General features: G+C 68.1%; 18 protein-coding genes. 6 read left to right on the forward strand and 12 right to left on the reverse strand.

Features of this window, described 5'->3' with window-relative positions; all coding sequences use genetic code 11:
* Positions 1-67: 67 nt before the first annotated feature.
* Positions 68-895, forward strand: a complete 828-nt coding sequence (locus ACU6XJ_RS00890; RefSeq protein WP_476305775.1) for an NAD(P)H-binding protein — start codon at positions 68-70, stop codon at positions 893-895.
* Positions 896-916: 21 nt separating this feature from the next.
* On the opposite strand, the gene ACU6XJ_RS00895 is transcribed toward ACU6XJ_RS00890, so the two are convergent.
* Genes ACU6XJ_RS00895 through ACU6XJ_RS00905 form a run of 3 tightly spaced genes read right to left on the reverse strand, consistent with a single transcriptional unit; the run spans position 917 to position 3,075 of the window.
* Complete coding sequence (locus tag ACU6XJ_RS00895) at positions 917-1,429, reverse strand: helix-turn-helix domain-containing protein (protein WP_476305777.1); 513 nt, start codon at positions 1,427-1,429, stop codon at positions 917-919.
* A 15-nt stretch (positions 1,430-1,444) separates the two neighbouring features.
* Positions 1,445-2,242: an inositol monophosphatase family protein gene (locus ACU6XJ_RS00900; RefSeq protein ID WP_476305779.1), complete on the reverse strand. Its 798-nt coding sequence runs from the start codon at positions 2,240-2,242 to the stop codon at positions 1,445-1,447.
* Positions 2,239-3,075 carry a DUF5919 domain-containing protein gene (locus ACU6XJ_RS00905; RefSeq protein WP_476305782.1) on the reverse strand — a complete coding sequence of 279 codons (837 nt, stop codon included), beginning with the start codon at positions 3,073-3,075 and terminating at the stop codon, positions 2,239-2,241. Before ACU6XJ_RS00905 ends, ACU6XJ_RS00900 begins: the two co-directional genes overlap by 4 nt.
* 165 nt (positions 3,076-3,240) lie before the next feature.
* Here ACU6XJ_RS00905 and ACU6XJ_RS00910 point away from each other — a divergent pair, with 165 nt between their 5' ends.
* Positions 3,241-3,540 carry a hypothetical protein gene (locus ACU6XJ_RS00910; protein ID WP_476305785.1) on the forward strand — a complete coding sequence of 100 codons (300 nt, stop codon included), beginning with the start codon at positions 3,241-3,243 and terminating at the stop codon, positions 3,538-3,540.
* Positions 3,534-3,848 (forward strand): hypothetical protein, encoded by a 315-nt coding sequence (locus tag ACU6XJ_RS00915; protein WP_476305787.1) that lies wholly within the window; start codon positions 3,534-3,536, stop codon positions 3,846-3,848. Before ACU6XJ_RS00910 ends, ACU6XJ_RS00915 begins: the two co-directional genes overlap by 7 nt.
* Here the strand turns inward: ACU6XJ_RS00915 and ACU6XJ_RS00920 are convergent.
* Genes ACU6XJ_RS00920 through ACU6XJ_RS00930 form a run of 3 tightly spaced genes read right to left on the reverse strand, consistent with a single transcriptional unit; the run spans position 3,826 to position 6,866 of the window.
* A complete protein-coding gene (locus tag ACU6XJ_RS00920; protein ID WP_476305790.1) occupies positions 3,826-4,653 on the reverse strand; it encodes a carbohydrate ABC transporter permease in 828 nt (275 codons plus the stop codon). The two genes, ACU6XJ_RS00915 and ACU6XJ_RS00920, sit on opposite strands and share 23 nt — an antisense overlap.
* Positions 4,650-5,540: a carbohydrate ABC transporter permease gene (locus ACU6XJ_RS00925; protein ID WP_476305792.1), complete on the reverse strand. Its 891-nt coding sequence runs from the start codon at positions 5,538-5,540 to the stop codon at positions 4,650-4,652. The genes ACU6XJ_RS00920 and ACU6XJ_RS00925 overlap by 4 nt, the downstream gene beginning before the upstream one ends.
* A 3-nt stretch (positions 5,541-5,543) precedes the next feature.
* Positions 5,544-6,866, reverse strand: a complete 1,323-nt coding sequence (locus ACU6XJ_RS00930) for an extracellular solute-binding protein (protein WP_476305794.1) — start codon at positions 6,864-6,866, stop codon at positions 5,544-5,546.
* 104 nt (positions 6,867-6,970) lie between these two features.
* Here ACU6XJ_RS00930 and ACU6XJ_RS00935 point away from each other — a divergent pair, with 104 nt between their 5' ends.
* The gene (locus ACU6XJ_RS00935) at positions 6,971-7,279 is read left to right on the forward strand and encodes an ArsR/SmtB family transcription factor (RefSeq protein ID WP_476305796.1); all 309 of its coding nucleotides are present in this window, start codon (positions 6,971-6,973) and stop codon (positions 7,277-7,279) included.
* On the forward strand, positions 7,276-7,764 hold the full coding sequence (locus ACU6XJ_RS00940; RefSeq protein WP_476305798.1) for an SRPBCC family protein: 489 nt from the start codon (positions 7,276-7,278) through the stop codon (positions 7,762-7,764). Before ACU6XJ_RS00935 ends, ACU6XJ_RS00940 begins: the two co-directional genes overlap by 4 nt.
* Before the next feature lie 49 nt (positions 7,765-7,813).
* Here the strand turns inward: ACU6XJ_RS00940 and ACU6XJ_RS00945 are convergent, their stop codons facing one another.
* Positions 7,814-8,023, reverse strand: coding sequence for a hypothetical protein (locus ACU6XJ_RS00945; protein ID WP_476305801.1), 210 nt, complete (start codon positions 8,021-8,023; stop codon positions 7,814-7,816).
* An 843-nt stretch (positions 8,024-8,866) separates the two neighbouring features.
* Here ACU6XJ_RS00945 and ACU6XJ_RS00950 point away from each other — a divergent pair.
* Positions 8,867-10,393, forward strand: coding sequence for a tachylectin-related carbohydrate-binding protein (locus tag ACU6XJ_RS00950; protein WP_476305803.1), 1,527 nt, complete (start codon positions 8,867-8,869; stop codon positions 10,391-10,393).
* 51 nt (positions 10,394-10,444) lie between these two features.
* Here the strand turns inward: ACU6XJ_RS00950 and ACU6XJ_RS00955 are convergent, their stop codons facing one another.
* The 5 genes from ACU6XJ_RS00955 to ACU6XJ_RS00975 form a co-directional block, all read right to left on the reverse strand.
* On the reverse strand, positions 10,445-11,491 hold the full coding sequence (locus ACU6XJ_RS00955) for a hypothetical protein (RefSeq protein WP_476305805.1): 1,047 nt from the start codon (positions 11,489-11,491) through the stop codon (positions 10,445-10,447).
* Between the two features lie 77 nt (positions 11,492-11,568).
* Positions 11,569-12,135 (reverse strand): nucleotidyltransferase family protein, encoded by a 567-nt coding sequence (locus ACU6XJ_RS00960; RefSeq protein ID WP_476305807.1) that lies wholly within the window; start codon positions 12,133-12,135, stop codon positions 11,569-11,571.
* Positions 12,136-12,229: 94 nt separating this feature from the next.
* Positions 12,230-13,339, reverse strand: coding sequence for a glycerate kinase (locus tag ACU6XJ_RS00965; RefSeq protein WP_476305809.1), 1,110 nt, complete (start codon positions 13,337-13,339; stop codon positions 12,230-12,232).
* 180 nt (positions 13,340-13,519) lie between these two features.
* On the reverse strand, positions 13,520-13,747 hold the full coding sequence (locus ACU6XJ_RS00970) for a hypothetical protein (protein WP_476305811.1): 228 nt from the start codon (positions 13,745-13,747) through the stop codon (positions 13,520-13,522).
* Between the two features lie 185 nt (positions 13,748-13,932).
* On the reverse strand, positions 13,933-15,054 hold the full coding sequence (locus ACU6XJ_RS00975) for an XdhC family protein (protein WP_476305813.1): 1,122 nt from the start codon (positions 15,052-15,054) through the stop codon (positions 13,933-13,935).
* Positions 15,055-15,056 lie beyond the last annotated feature (2 nt).

A 15,056-nucleotide genomic window follows, 5' to 3' on the forward strand; every position in this document is an offset into this window, starting at 1 on the left:
CCCCCGCCATGGCATTCCCGTGCTAGATTCTCCGTACAGCATACGCAGTTAGCTCGGGGGTGTGAGCATGACGATCTTGGTGACCGGAGCGACCGGCAGCGTGGGCAGGCTCGTGGTGAATGAGTTGGCGGACGCCGACATACGGGCGCTGACCGTGAACCCAAAGAAGGCGGCGCTTCCGGCCGGAGTGGAGGTGGCGGTCGGATACCTCGGCAAACCGGAAACCCTGCCCGCGGCGTTGGAGGGAATCGACACCGTCTACCTCGCGCCGCTACCGGCGACGGTGCGGGAATTCGCACAGCTGGCGAAGCAGGCAGGCGTGCGGCGAGTGGTCACACTGTCCGGCAGCGGTGCCGATGACGAAGCGAGCGGCGACCCCGAAACCTGGCACTACCACGCGGTCGAGAAGGCAGTGGAGGACGCAGGTTTCGAGTGGACGCACCTGCGGCCCGGCGCGTTCATGAACAACACCCTGGACTGGGCGGAGTCCATCCGCGCGGAGGGCGTCGTGCGGATGCCATACCCGGAGGCCGCCCAGACACCGATCGACCTGGGCGATATCGCCGCAGTGGCGGGAATCGTACTGCGGGACAACGTCTTCAGCGGCCAGAAGCTGGAGCTGAGCGGACCGGAGAGCATCACCCAGCGGCGGCAGGCGGAGCTGATCGGCGCGGCCATCGGGCGGGAGGTCCGCTTCGAGGAACTCACCCGCGAGCAGACTCACGAACTGTGGAAGGACAAGCTGCCTGCGGAAGTCACCGACTGGCTGCTCGACGGGTTCGAACTCAGCACCCACCACCCACAGGTACCCGTCGACACCGTCGAACGGGTCACCGGCCGCCCCGCGAAGCCCTACGCGCAGTGGGCGATCGACAACGCGGACCGGTTCAGCTGACCGGCGAGCAGGCCGACGTTCCTATCGTCCGAGGACAGGCACCATCCGCGCAAGCAAATAGGCGCATGCCCATCGAGATTCGGTGCCCTTGGGATTGACCGCGCCCTTAGCCAGCTTTGGCGCGAGTTTTCGCGGCTCGGGGATTGTGGTGGGGTCATCCGCGCCCCGAAGCGCGACCTTCCAATCGCACTGAGTGAGCCGGGAGATCTCACTCGCGACGATCAGTCGACGCACCTTGGGATCATTCTCCAGTACCTGGATCACCAGGTCGGCGTTCTGCCTGCCAGGCAGCTTGGCGACAACACTGAGGGAGTTGGTTCTCAGCGTCGCGGTGTCGCCTTCAACGGCCCACTTCCGAAACCACGCTGCTGCCTTCTCCGAGACGACATTGCCCAGGCTTACGTCCGTCCGGTGGGCCGTCGGCGTGTTCCGAAGTGGCCCGGGATCGCCCTGCTCAACTCCGGCGAGCAGCGTGGCACGGCTGGCCCTGGTCACGGTGAGCAAGTTCGAGTGCGTGATGTCCTTACGCCACATATGAACTCCTAGAACTCAAGGCACCGTGGCCTCGTCGAGGAGAGCGATGATCTCGTTCACCAAGCCGGGTGCGACGGCGATCGTGCTGGACGAGTGCTGAGCGTGTGGGTTTCCGGACTCGTCCAGCACGACAGCGCCTGCCTCCCGTGCTATGAGGACGCCCGCGGGGGTTTCCCAGGGGTTGTTGTCGAGCATGATGCTGGCGCCCAGGCGGCCTTCGGCGACCCACACCAGGTCGATGACGGCGGAGCCGAGCATGCGGATTCGCTGGGCGCGGGCGGCGAGGAGTTCGGTGAGTCGCAGCCTGATGCGGTTCTTTTCGGATGCTCCATGGCCCACGGCGTAGTCGCCGATGGAGACGATCGAGTCTTGAAGGCGCACTTCGTGACGCGCGGCGAGCCGCCCGCGACTGGAATACGCACCGTTGCCATTGGTCGCCCAGTAGCTCATGTCGAGGAAGGGCAGCGACACGACTCCGACAGCAGGCGCTCCATCCTGGACCAACCCCAATGAGATAGCGCAGAGCGGCAAGCCGTGGACATGGTTGGCTGTGCCATCGATCGGATCGAGCGCCCAGAACGTGTCCGTCTCACCGGGGAGCAGCTGCGAGATCTCCTCCCCGAGGAAAGCAATGTCAGGCTCCTGCTCGGCGAGATGATCTCTGATCGTCCGCTCCACGAGAAGATCAACATCCGACACCATGTCGCGGTCGCCTTTGGAGCGCACGACACTCGGGATGCTCCCTTGGACGAGTTTTGTGGCGAGCCGAACGGCGTCCAATGCCAACCCGAGTAGGTGATCGAGTTCTCTCACTGGCCCTCGCCCCCGTTCCACAGCGAATCGAAGTCTCGATTGAAGACGTCGTAGAGTCCCCCTGCCTCGGTTCTTTCAACCACGAATGTCGGGGAGTCGATACCGCGGGTGCCCGACAGGTAGGGCTGAACGACGCAAAGCCGCTGATCGATCAAGGTCAGATTGAGTCTGAGTGTTTCGTCGTGAACTCGTATCTCAAGGTTTTCCGAACCCCTTCCCACCGAGTCACGCACACGGAGCAGATGCTTCATGTTCAGCTCGGTGAGTGACGCGAGTACGCCACTCGGATGACCCTCTTCTCTCTCGCGGATCTTCATCGCCTCACCATCTGGCCTGAGGAACAAGGCCTGCGCCCTCCGGCCTTCCGACAAGAGCCGGACCAACGACTGATCAGAGTAGTTCTGGCAGAGGATGTTCAGTGAGAGGCCCGCTACCCGAATCAGCTGAGCACCATCGAACAAGACATGCGGAGGCAGGTGGTTCATGAACTCCGAACGGCTGATGAACACCGAGGAGAGGCCTTGGAGCTGGGCGGCTGTATCGGCCTCCGTCCGTATGGCCTGATCCGACTCGTTCGACCACGGAGCGAAGAGCTGCTCCGCAGTACGGTCCGGAAACATGCGAGCCAGCACACGACAGTGGTCTGGGAACGGCAAACCGCGCAGATCTCCCGAAAGCCAGCGGTAGAACTGCGCCTTGCTCGGATACGACGCTTCAAGGCCGGGATCGATCAGGCGTGCTGCCTTCCGGTACTCCTTGCAGAACGCCTGATGACTTTGCAGATGTCTCCGTTGCAACAAGAATTTGAGTACCGTTCCGGTTTCAGCACTCATAACCCGATCCTCCTCGTCGCGTTGTTCGACCCTAGCAGCGGGATGAGACAAGAACGCGACTACCAGAGCCCTCGCTACACCAGATGAGACATCCGCGCGCTCTAGATGCGACGACTTGATACCGACGCTTGTAGAAAGCAACCACAAGCGAAAGGGAGTGAGAGTGTGTCCTTCTACGTGATGGCTCAGCCGGATGAGTCCTCGGACGCAGCCTTCGTCGAACATGTGCCGGGGAATCCCTCGGCGATTCTGGGCTTCGGTGGCGGCCAGTTCGCCCTTCAGGTCCCGCAACCCGATGGCTACGCCACGGCGAGGGAATTCGCACTCAAGGCGAGTCAGGCGTTCCGCGACTTCGCCGTCCGTTGCGAAGAGCTGGCAGGCTTCCCGCCGCTCTCCCCGTTCGGACGGCTTCCCGATCTCGCTGCCGGGCTGCCGGGACTGGACTCCGGTGACGGGCCGTGCTGACCCTTCGGCTTGTCGCTTCGGCTGTCGATGCGTGGACGTGGACTGCCCCGCGGGCGCCGGTTCGGCGGCTTCCCATCGCCGCGGCCTGGTCCTTTCATGTCGAGCTCAAGCGGAAGGCCGAGGTGCTGAGTTTGCGGGTGACCGTTGCTGGCGGGCAGTTCACCAGGGAGATTCCGCTGGTCGACATCGCCGCGCAGGCGGACGCCTACAGCAAAGTCTTCCTTGTGCTCGAAGAGGTCAGGACGGCGATGTTCGAGCAGGAGGCGAAGATCCCGGCTCCGCCGCTCAGCGCTGTTGGTGGTCGGTGATGAGGCCGCGGACGAAGTAGCGCTGGGCGAGGAAGAACATCAGGATCATGGGCAGGGTCGAGATGGCGCTGGCGGCCATCACCAGTTGCCATTCGGCCTCGCCGCCTGCTTGGCCGAAGTTGTCGAGGACCACCTTCAGGCCGCGGGGCAGGGTGTATAGCTGGGGGTCGCGGAGGTAGATCAGCGGGTCCAGCAGTTCCACCCAGCTGTTCTTGAGCTCGAAGATGAACACCACGATCAGGCCCGGTCTGGCCAGGGGCAGGGCGATGCTCCAGAACAGGCGGGGGTAGCTCGCGCCGTCGATCCTGGCTGCCTCGAACAGGTCCGGGGGCAGGGCCAGGAAGAACTGGCGGAGCAGGAAGATGAAGAACGCCGAGCCGAACAGGTTTTGCGCCCACAGCGGGACTTGGGTGTCGGCCAGGCCAAGGGCGTTCCACTCCAGGTAGACCGGGACCATGGTGATGGCGGCGGGCAGCATCATGGTGCCGAGCACGAGTCCGAACGCCGCGTTGCGGCCGGGGAAGCGGAAGTGGGCGAAACCGAAGGCGACCATGGCGCTGGACAGGGTCACCGTGCCTGCGGCGGCGAGGCCGACGGCGGCGCTGTTGCCCAGCCACACCAGCATCGGGACCTTCTCCCATACCTCCACGTAGTTCTCCCAGGCGAACGGCCGCGGAAGCAGGGTGTGGTCGAAGACGAACTGGCGCTGCTTGAGGGATGCGGACACCAGCCACAGGAACGGGTAAATGAACGCCGCGGAGATCAGCAGCAGCGCGGCGCCCACCGCCCATCTGCGGGGGCTCACCGCTGGGCCTCGTAGTGCACCAGGCGGCGGCTCAGCCGCACCTGGATGACGGTGATCAGCAAGATCACCAGGAACAGCAGCCAGGCCAGTGCTGAGGCGTAGCCCAGCTCCAGGGATTCGAACGCCTGCTGGAACAGGTAGATCACGTAGAACAACGCCGCATCCCCCTCTTCGGAGCTCTGGGTGCCCGCGCCGAAGAACATCGCGTACGCCTCGCTGAACAGCTGCAGCGAGCCGATGGTGTTGACCACCACCGTGAAGTACACGGTGCCGCTGATCATGGGCAGGGTGACGTGCCGGAAGCGGCGCCACGGTCCCGCGCCGTCAAGGCGGGCCGCCTCGTACAACTCGGCGGGCACGCCCGCCAAGGCGGCGAGGTATATCACCGTGGTGGTGCCGACCGTCCACAGCTGCATGATGACGATGCCGGGCTTGATCCAGTTCGGATCGGTCGTCCAGTTCGGACCGTCCATCCCGAGCAGTCCGAGGAAGGCGTTGACCGCGCCGGTGCTGCCGTTGAGCAGCAGCAGGAACAACGCGGCCATCGCCACCGGCGGCATCATCACCGGCAGGTACAGCACGGTGCGGAAGAAGCCCGCGGCGCGGCCCACCCGGTGCAGCAGCACCGCCAGTGCCAGGGCCAGCGCGATGTTCAGCGGCACGTGCAGCGCTGTGTAGAACAGCGTGTTGCCCAGGGCTGTGGTGACCTTCGGGTCCGCCAGCAGCGTGCGGTAGTTGTCCAGGCCCGCGTAGGTCGGCGGGTTGATCAGGTCGTAGCGGGTGAACGACAGCGCCAGGCCCGCCAGCATGGGGCCCGCGGTGAACGCGGCGAACCCGATCAGCCACGGCGCGAGGAAGAACCACACCCACTTCCGCTCGCTCCGCACGGCTCAGCCCTCCCGTCTGGCCAGCGCGGCCAGTACTTCCCGCTGGCCTTGGCGCAGGGCTTCGGGGACGGTCTGCCGTCCGGTCAGGGCGCGGTTCAGGGCGGCTTCGTAGGCCTTGATCAGCTCGAAGCCGACCGGGCTTGCGGGCAGCGCGAAGGCCTTGTCCTGCAACGACAGGGCGACCCGGACACCGCTGTCGATGAGCGGATTGGACTGGGCGTTGTAGATGTCGGCGAAGATCCGCTCGTCGGCGACGCGGTTGCCGGTGTAGGTGCCCGAGTAGGTCCTGCCCTTCTTGGCCAGCGCGTCGCGGCGGGCCTGGGCGGCGCGTTCCCAGGTCTTCGCCGCGGTCATCGTGACGATGAAGCGGCAGGCTTCGGCGCGGTGGGCCGAGCCCTTGGGCAGTGCCCAGGCCTGGCCGGACGCCAAGCTGATCGGCCTGCCCTGGCGGTCGGTGAACGGGGCGACGGTGACCGGCACGTCCGGTGAGTTCGCGGCGAGGGTGTTGAGGTACCAGCCCTCCACCACCATGAAGCCCAGCTGTCCGGTGGTGAACTGGTTCTTGGCGCCGTGGAAGTCGAAGGAGTCCTTCAGCGCCTTGAACCGCGGCCAGCCGCCCTGCCGGTCCACCAGCCCCACCGTCAACTCGGCGGCCTCGATCACGCCAGGCGCGTCCAGCCTTGGGGTCCGGCCGTCCTCGCTGATCAGGTCTTCGCCGTTGGCCTTGGCCCACAGCGGGAAGTAGTCGGGTACCACGGGGTCGAAGCCGATGCGCCGCAGGGAACCGCCGGGGAGGTCGGCGAGCCGGGAGGTCACCTCCGGCAGACGCGACCAGTCGGCGACAGCCGCCTCGGCGGCCCGCATTCCCGCCGCGTCCAGGACGGGGTCGCTGCTGACCACCACCCGAACCATGTTGAAGTCGGGCAGGCCGTAGACGTGGCCGTCCAGGGTCACCTGGCGCAGCGCGGCCTGCCGGAACTGGGTGAGGTCGACGCCGTGTTCCCGCACGCAGTCGTCCAAGGGCTCGACCGCGCCGCGGGCGGCCAGGCTGCCCAGCTTGGCGCGGTCCACGTACAACGCGTCCGGCGGCCTGCCGCCCGCCACCGCCGACAGGAACTGCTGCTCCTCGAACTTCCCCTCGTTCACCCGCACCGGCACACCGGGGTTGGCTTCGCGGAAGGCCGCCACCCGCGCGGTGGCGTGCTCATCGGGCAGGCCGAAACCCATGGTGGTCACGCTGGGACCGGTATCGGCGGGTTCGCCGAACCGCACTCCGCCGCACGCGGTCAACAGCAGAGCGAAAAGCAGGCAGGGCCACCGCTTCATCTCCGCACTCCTCATCGCAGGTGAGTGAGCACTTCCCACGCACGCCTCACGCCGAAACCCACGCTGACATATCTACTTATCCTTATATACGCTATCCTTGATATATGGACGTGTTCGAGGCGGTTGCGGAACCCAGCAGGCGGGCGTTGCTGGACGCGTTGGCCGATGGGGAACGCTCGGCGGGTGAGTTGGTGGCGGGCCTGCCGCGGCTGACGCAGCCCGCGGTGTCGAGGCACCTGCGGATCCTGCGGGAGGCGGGTCTCGTGGAGGTCCGGCCGGATGGGCAGCGGCGGATTTATGCGCTTCGGCCCGACGGGCTGGTGGAGATCGCCGAATGGGTGCGGCGGTACCGCCGCTGCTGGCCCGAGCACCTCGACGCGCTCGAAGTCCACCTCGCGAAAGGACAGCGATGAGCGACAGCAACGGCAGCCTGCACATCGACGGGGACTACGCGGTCCTGACGTTTCGACGGCGGCTGCCCTATCCGGTGGATGCGGTGTGGGCGGCGCTCACCGATCCGGGGCAGCGGGCGGTCTGGTTCGGCGAGACCACGCTTGACCCGCGAACGGGCGGGAGCATCGACATGCAGCCGCACACCCCGGCGCCTCCGGACGCGAAGCGGTTGACCGGGAAGATCCTCGTCTGGGATCCCCCGCACGTGCTGGAGCACGAGTGGCGGCAGCGGATCGTGACCGACAGCGTGGTGCGCTACGAACTGACCCCGGAGGGTGATGGCACCCTGCTGACGTTGACCCACCGCGGGCTGTCCACGCGCGAGGCGCAGGGGTTCGCGCCCGGCACCCACGCCTTCCTGGACCGCCTGGAGGCATACCTGGGCGGCGAGGAGGTCCCGGACTGGGCCGCGCGGTACGAGCAGGTCGCGGGCGGCTACGCCTGACGTTAGTGAGCGGTGGTGCGGGCGAGAGCCGCGCCACCGCTCACCGGTGTCAGCCGTGCCGCTCGTGCCGTTTGCCCTCCTGGGCCTCCAGCCCGAGCATGGCCAGCAGGCTCGCGCAGTCCTCGGCGTTGGACGAGTGCACCGCGACGGTACGGGCTGCCCTGCTGTTCTGGATGTCGCTGTGCGCCTTCTCTGTCGCCCGAGCCTCGGCGAACCGGCCGTGCTCCTGGTTGAGACCTTCAGGTCGTGACAAGGTCATGCGCCACCTTCCTTCGTCACGCAAGCACCGGCGGCGGATAGGTGAGAACATCACCATTGACACCCGGGCGACGCCAAGGACCGCGAGTCCGGATCTCGTCAACGGGGAACACCCCGCCGGAGAGCTCAATCATGACAGCCCGCCAACGAGCGCAACAGACCGGCTCCGCTATCGACGCAATTCCGTCACGCTCCGGATTCAACCAACTCCGGTTCGCTGTCGAAACAGGAAGATCGAAAACCGTCCTGTTCGGACACTTCGCCTTCCTATGCTTCGCCGCTATGCGCCTCGATGCCGTAACCGAATACCGCCGGGGAGAAATGTGAGGCGATTTGGGGGAATGCATTTCCGGGCGACCGAACGGAGTATTTCGTAGAGCTGCTTCTCTCCCCCACTCGTGGGTGCGGTCCGTCCGAATTTGGCCTGCGGACTGCGCAAACAGGTGGCCTGAGATCACATTATGCGGCGTCGGGAGCAGTCGGATCGTCTCCGGCGAAACGGCATAAGTCATCAGGCGTTACAGGTTGTGATTCTCTCCATAGTTATCTGGCCGACTTTGTTTTGTGGCCGAACCGAAATTTATGCTGTTCATCCTCCCCGGTACTGGGGTTTTCCGACGCACGGAGGATGGGGCATCGTCGCGGGGGCTCGCGCGCGCATTGTGGCAATTCGACAGTCCGGGCGCCGAGCGGATTCCGCCGAGCGCAGGCTCAAACCGGTGAAGGTTTCCCGCTCCGACGGCAGGAAGTTCATCGCCGACAACGCGAGATGGCGCGAGTGCTTCGCGTCATCCGCCGAGATCCCGGTACCGAGCCGGGTCTTCGTCTGATGGGGGTCAACGCAGTGACAGGAAGAAGCACGCCCAAGGCGTGGATGACGGGGCTGCTCACCGCGGCGGTGGCGGCCGGGCTGCTCAGCGGCGCGCAGGCCCACGGCGTCGCGGGCGGCGATGCGGTGGCGGCGGGCAGCCACCCGTTCATCGCCAAGCTCGACATCGGCCCCGGCCCGCAGCGAAGCTGCACGGGCGCCCTGGTCGAAGCCCAGTGGATCGTGACCGCCGCGAGCTGTTTCGCCGAATCGGGTTCCCAGGTCCAGCCGGGGGCGCCGACGCTGCCGACTACGGCCACCGTGGGCCGGGAGGTCCTCTCCGGTGCGGCGCCGACCAAGGTCGACGTCGTCGAACTGGTGCCGCGGACCGACCGCGACCTGGTGCTGGCCAAACTGGCCACGCCGGTGGCCTTCGCGCCGGTGAAGCTGTCCGCCACCGCGCCGGCGCCGGGTGAGACGCTGAAGGCGGGCGGCTTCGGGCGCACCGCGACGGAGTGGGTCCCGGACAAGCTGCACCTCGGGGCGTTCACCGTGCAGAGCGTGACCGCCACCAGCATCGCGCTGGGCGGCGACGCGAGCCTGTGCAAGGGCGACTCGGGCGGCCCGGCCTACCGGGTGGTCAACGGGGTCATCGAGTTGGCGGCGGTGAACAGCGCGTCCTGGCAGGGCGGCTGCATCGGCGTGACCGAGACCCGCAAGGGCGCCGTGGACACCCGCGTGGACGACATCGGGGACTGGTTCCGCAAGCACGTCTCGAACCTGGCGATCACCTGCAAGCCCGCGGCGGATGTGTTCATCACCCGGCGCAACTCGGCGGGCACCTTCCACCTGTACCAGCACACCAGCCCTCGCGACGGTGAGTTCACCTGGGTGAACGGCGGCGGCAAGGAGATCGGCAACGGCTGGCTGGGCGCGCGCACCGTGGCAGGCCCGGACGGCCTGGTGTACGCGGCGGTGGACAACGGGCAGCTGCGCAGGCTCCGGTGGAACGGCAGCGGCTGGGACACCTGGGGCGGCGCGCAGTACCAGGTCATCGACCACGGCTGGGAGCGCTACGCGAGCGCGGAGTACCGCAACCGGATCACCGTGGACACCCGCGGCGCGATCTACACCGTGGAGCCGGACGGCAAGCTGCACTGGCGCAACTACGACTTCGCCACGAAGAAGTGGGAGCACCGGGTACTCAAGGACGGCTGGGGCCAGTACAACCTGATCGTCGCGGCTGGTGACGGCGTGATCTACGCCCGCGCCAACAACGGCAACCTGTACCGCAACGTCTACAACGCGGGCACCGGCGAGTGGACACAGGAGGCCAAGGCGGCCGGTGTCGGCTGGCAGATGTTCAACAGCATCTTCTCGGCGGGTGCGGACACCCTGTACGGCGCCCGCGCCGACAACGGCGGCGAATTGCTCTGGTACCGGTACCTGCCCTACAGCGAGAAGTGGGTCGACACCGGCCGCGGCGTCGGCAAGCTCGTCGGCACCGGCTGGTACGGCGAGTACAACCTGACGGCCGCCCCCGACGGGTGCCGCCTGTCATAGCAACCTCGACCGGAGAGGGCCTGGCACCCCGCCAGGCCCTCTCCGGTTTCGTCAGCAGGTGCCGTTGTTCGCGGTCAGGCTCAGCGGCTTCCAGGTGGTGCCCGCATCGCAGGTGCGGTACAGGGAACCGACCTGGGTGTCCTCGGCGTCGCGGACGAACACGCCTTGGACGGCGGTCTGGAATGCCAGGTCGTACAGCGGGAAACCCGCTTCGGCGAACGGGGTGTCCCACACGGTTCCGCCCGCCGTGCCGCGGTGGATGAAGCCCGCGCCGAGGCCTACCGCGGAGATGTAGGCGGTGGCGGACGGGCTGACGGCCAGGTCGATTGTGATGCCCTCCTGCGGGGCCTTGCTCACGGAGTCGAACGCGGTGCCGTCCTTGGAGGCTTTGAGTTCCTTGAACATGAAGCCCTGGCCCGGGTTCCAACTGCACGAGGCGAAGACGGCGGTGCCCGGTGCGGCGGCGAGTTCGACCGCGGCTTCCAGTGCGCACGGAGGCGCGTGCTCGCGCCACTCTCCCCCGCTGCCCACCCAGTAGCGGCTTTCCTCGAACACCCGCGACAGGCTGACGAACGCGCTGCCGTCGCGCACCGCGAGGTCGCCGTCGGCGGCGCCCGTGATCTCCACGCCACTCACCGGCACCCACTCATTGCTGTCCACTGTGGACCGCAGTAGTCGGGTGCTGTTGGCTTCGCCGCTGTGCACCAGTGCGTAGAACGCCGATTTGTCGGCCGCGATGGCGCCGATGGTGACCGGTGGGACGCCGAGTTCCACCGGCTTCCAGTTGCGGCCCGCGTCGTGCGTGCTGAAGACGCGTTCGCCGTCGGTGACCAGGCCGTTGCGGTCGTCGGCGAACACGATGCGGTTGCGGTCGCGCTCGGACCTGGCCACATCCGGCGCGGGCACGGGTTGCCAGGTGGCACCCGCGTCCTCGGTGCGCAGCACGGCCGCGCAGGTGCGGCCGGTGCAGATATCGGCGAATCCCAGCACCCAACCGGTCTTGGCGCTGGTCCACGACGTGGCGGCGACGCTGACACCTGCCGACTCCGCCTGGGCGGCCGGCGCGAGGAACGCCGTCAGCACCAGCAGTGCGAGCATGGGTCTACCCCAGAACTTCACTTCGATCACCCCAGTGTGAAATGGAACTTCCGTGCTTCCAGAGTGGCACAGGTCACTCAGGGGTGGAGGTCGGCGGGCCGGTCGACGTCATGCGGATCGGCCACGTCCTCGCAGGCGATCAGCCGCGGTGGGTGGATTTGCAGGTAGGGGCGGGCGCCTGCGTCGCCGACGGCGAGGCGGGACACCTCGGGCCAATGGGTGCGGCCGAGCAGCACGGGGTGTCCGCGGCGGCCGTGGTAGCCCGCCGCCACCAGCGCGTCCGGGCCGTCGGCGTCGGCGACGCGGCGGACGGCCTCAGGGGTCACGGCGGGCATGTCGACGGGGAGGATCAGCGCGGCGCTCGCGTCCAGTTCCTCCGCAGTGGACAGACCTGTGCGCAGCGAGCCGCCCATGCCGGTGGGCCAGTCGGGGTTGTCGACGAGTATCGCGTCGGGCAGTGCGGCTTGGCCGCGGATCTCCCTGGCGGCGGCGCCGAGCACGACGACCACCGGGTCGCAGCCGCCGTCGCGGAGCACCGAGTACGCGTGTTCGACCAGCAGCCGACCGCGCCAGCGGACCAGCGCCTTGGGCAGTCCGTAGCGGCGGCCCGCGCCGGCTGCCAGGAGCAGACCCGCAACGGTCACGGCAGGCCCTCGGCGATCCGGCGACCGAGTTGCCTGCGCTGACCGATAGCGGCCACGCACCGGAGGGCGAGTCGCCGCGGCAGGACGACCACCGTCACAGCCAGTCCCTGGCGATCTGACGGCCGATCTGCTGGAGCAGCGGGCCGGGGTCGGCCATGCAGCGCGCCGGGTCGGGCTCCAGGTCCGTCAAGGCGTATGCCGCCGAGATGCCCGCCAGGGCGAGCCGTTCGCGGGTCAGCGTGCAGCGTCCGCAGACCGCGATCACCGGCACCCCGGCCGCCTTCGCCGCCGCGGCGACGCCCGCGGGGGCTTTACCGCGGAGGGTCTGCTCGTCGAGCGAGCCCTCGCCGGTGATCACCAGCCCCGCCTCCCGCACCGCCTCGTGGAAGCCGAGCAGGTCCAGCATGAACTCGATGCCGGGCCGGAACTTGCCGCCGAGCAGCGCCAGCGCGGCGAAGCCGACGCCGCCCGCCGCGCCCGCGCCGGGGTGGGTGGACAGGTCGGCGCCCAGCGTCTCGGCGACCACCGTCGACCATCGGCGCAGGCCTTCCTCCAGCACCTGCACCTGCTCGGGCGTCGCGCCCTTCTGCGGGCCGTACACGGCGGCGGCGCCGTTCTCGCCCAGCAGCGGGTTGTCCACATCGCTGGCCAACACCAACTCGCGATCCCACCGCAGTTCGGTGAGGTCCAAGCGGTGCAGCCTGCGCAGTTCCGCACCGCCCGGCAGCAGCGCCCGGCCCTTGGCGTCGATGAGGCGGGCGCCCAGCGCACGCATCATGCCCGCGCCACCGTCGGTGCAGGCGCTGCCGCCCAGGCCCAACACCACCCGGCGGGCGCCCGAGCGCCGAGCGGCGCTCATCAACTGGCCGGTGCCGTAGCTGCCCGCGGTGAGCGGCGCCAGCTTCGGCTCGATCAGGCGCAGGCCGGATGCCTCGGCGAGTTCCACCACGGCGGTGTCGTCACCGACACCGATGCTGGCGGTGACCGGGTCGCCGGTGGGACCGAGAACACCCGCTCTGATCCGGCGGTACCCGGCCGCGATCACCGACTCCACGGTGCCGTCGCCGCCGTCGGCCACCGGCAGCTTGCGCAGCGGCACCGGTGTCTCCGCGAGCCCCGCGCCGAGGTGGTCAACCACCTGCGCCGCGGTCAGGGTGCCCTTGAACTTGTCCGGTGCGAGCAATACCGACCTGCTGGTCATCATGCCTTGACGTCCTTTCGCAAGCACCCAAGGCTAACCCGTTTTCAGGGTGGATCCGCGAACGGAAAGTTCGGAGTTCGCGCCGCTCGCGGCATATGCGGGGACAGGATGACCCGGACGCCGGGGGCGGGCCACCGATCGGGGGTGCGCAATTCGGACAGGTGTCGGATTTGCGGCGAATTGTCAGTTCAATCTGGAGCAGACCGGACACTTCTGAGCTTCGTCAAAAGGGTTGGACGGCCAGACGTAGGTGGCGCGGAACGAGCCTCGGCCGCAGACCGCGACAACCTCCACCGCACGGGCCCTCGGGGTCAGCGGTGTTCCGTTGATCGCGGCGGAGAGGTGAGTGCCGCCGTCCTGGCCGGTGTCGACGCACCAGAACCGATCCGCGGACGTGATCTTCACGTTCATGGGTTCTCCTCGTGGTCGCGGAAGGGCGCCGGGCGGCGACGCGTGCCGGGGTGGGAAGTACCGCCGCCGTCCGAGCCCGGGACCGGTCGAATGCCGGCCACCAACCTGCACGGTATGCACATATCGGGCAGCGAAGTGCCGAGGAAGTGACAGTCCGTTAGGGCTAATGACTCCTGGGTAATCACTCACGCGGTTCCGGTGCGGCGGAAGGACACCGGACCTCTGCGGTGCACGGGCCCGGCCATAGTGGACAGCGGGTGCCCGGTGCCGCCGCGGCGGAGCGCGACGATTTCCGCGGCGATGGCCAGCGCGGTCTCCTGCGACGTCCGGCCGCCGAGGTCCAGCCCGATGGGCGAGCGCAGCCGGGCCAACTCCAGCGGGCTCAGGCCTTCCCGGCGAAGGCGTTCCAGGCGGGCCTCGTGGGTGCGGCGGGAACCCAGCGCCCCGACGTAGCCCAAGGGTCTGCGCAGCGCCTCCACGAGCAGCGGGATGTCGAATTTGGCGTCGTGGGTGAGCACGCAGACCACGGTGCGGGCGTCGGTGTCGGTGCGGGCGAGGTAGCGGTGCGGCCAGTCCACGATGACCTCGTCGGCGCAGGGGAACCGGTCTCTGGTCGCGAACACCGCGCGGGCGTCGCAGACGGTGACGCGGTAGCCGAGGAATTTGCCGACCTCGGCGAGCGCGGCCGCGTAGTCGACCGCCCCGAAGATCATCAGGTGTGGCGGCGCGACCCAGCTTTCGATGAACACCCGCAGATCGGGGTCGCAGGTGCCGCGGCGGCCGAACGGGCGCAGGCCGTTCTGGGCGGTGTCCAGCATGACCCTGGCCTCGTCCACGATCGCGGCGTCAAGGCCGCGGTCGCCGGTGCTGCCGATGACCCGGTCCACGTACACCGCGAGGGCGCGGCCGACCAGCGACAGCGGTCCGTCCACCACCCGAGCCAGCGCCACCGGCAGGCAGTCGGCGGCCGCCTTCAGCGCGGCGTGCAGCCCGCGCTGGTCGGCGCGTTGGGCAAACACCTCTATCTCGCCGCCGCAGCTCAGGCCGACGGCCAGCGCGTCGTCAGCGGAGTAGCCGAACCGCTCGCGGCGCGGCATGCCGTCACGCAGTACCTCGGTCGCCAATTCGTAGACCACACCCTCGACGCAGCCGCCGGACACGCTGCCGATGGCCAGCCCATCCGAGCGGACGGCCATCGCGGCGCCAAGCTCGCGGGGTGCGCTGCCCGCGACGTCGATGACGGTGGCGACCGCGAAGCTCTCCCCCGCGGCCCGCCACTGGGTCAACTCGGTCGAGAGGTCGTACATGG

It is taken from the genome of Actinorectispora metalli (assembly GCF_056323685.1).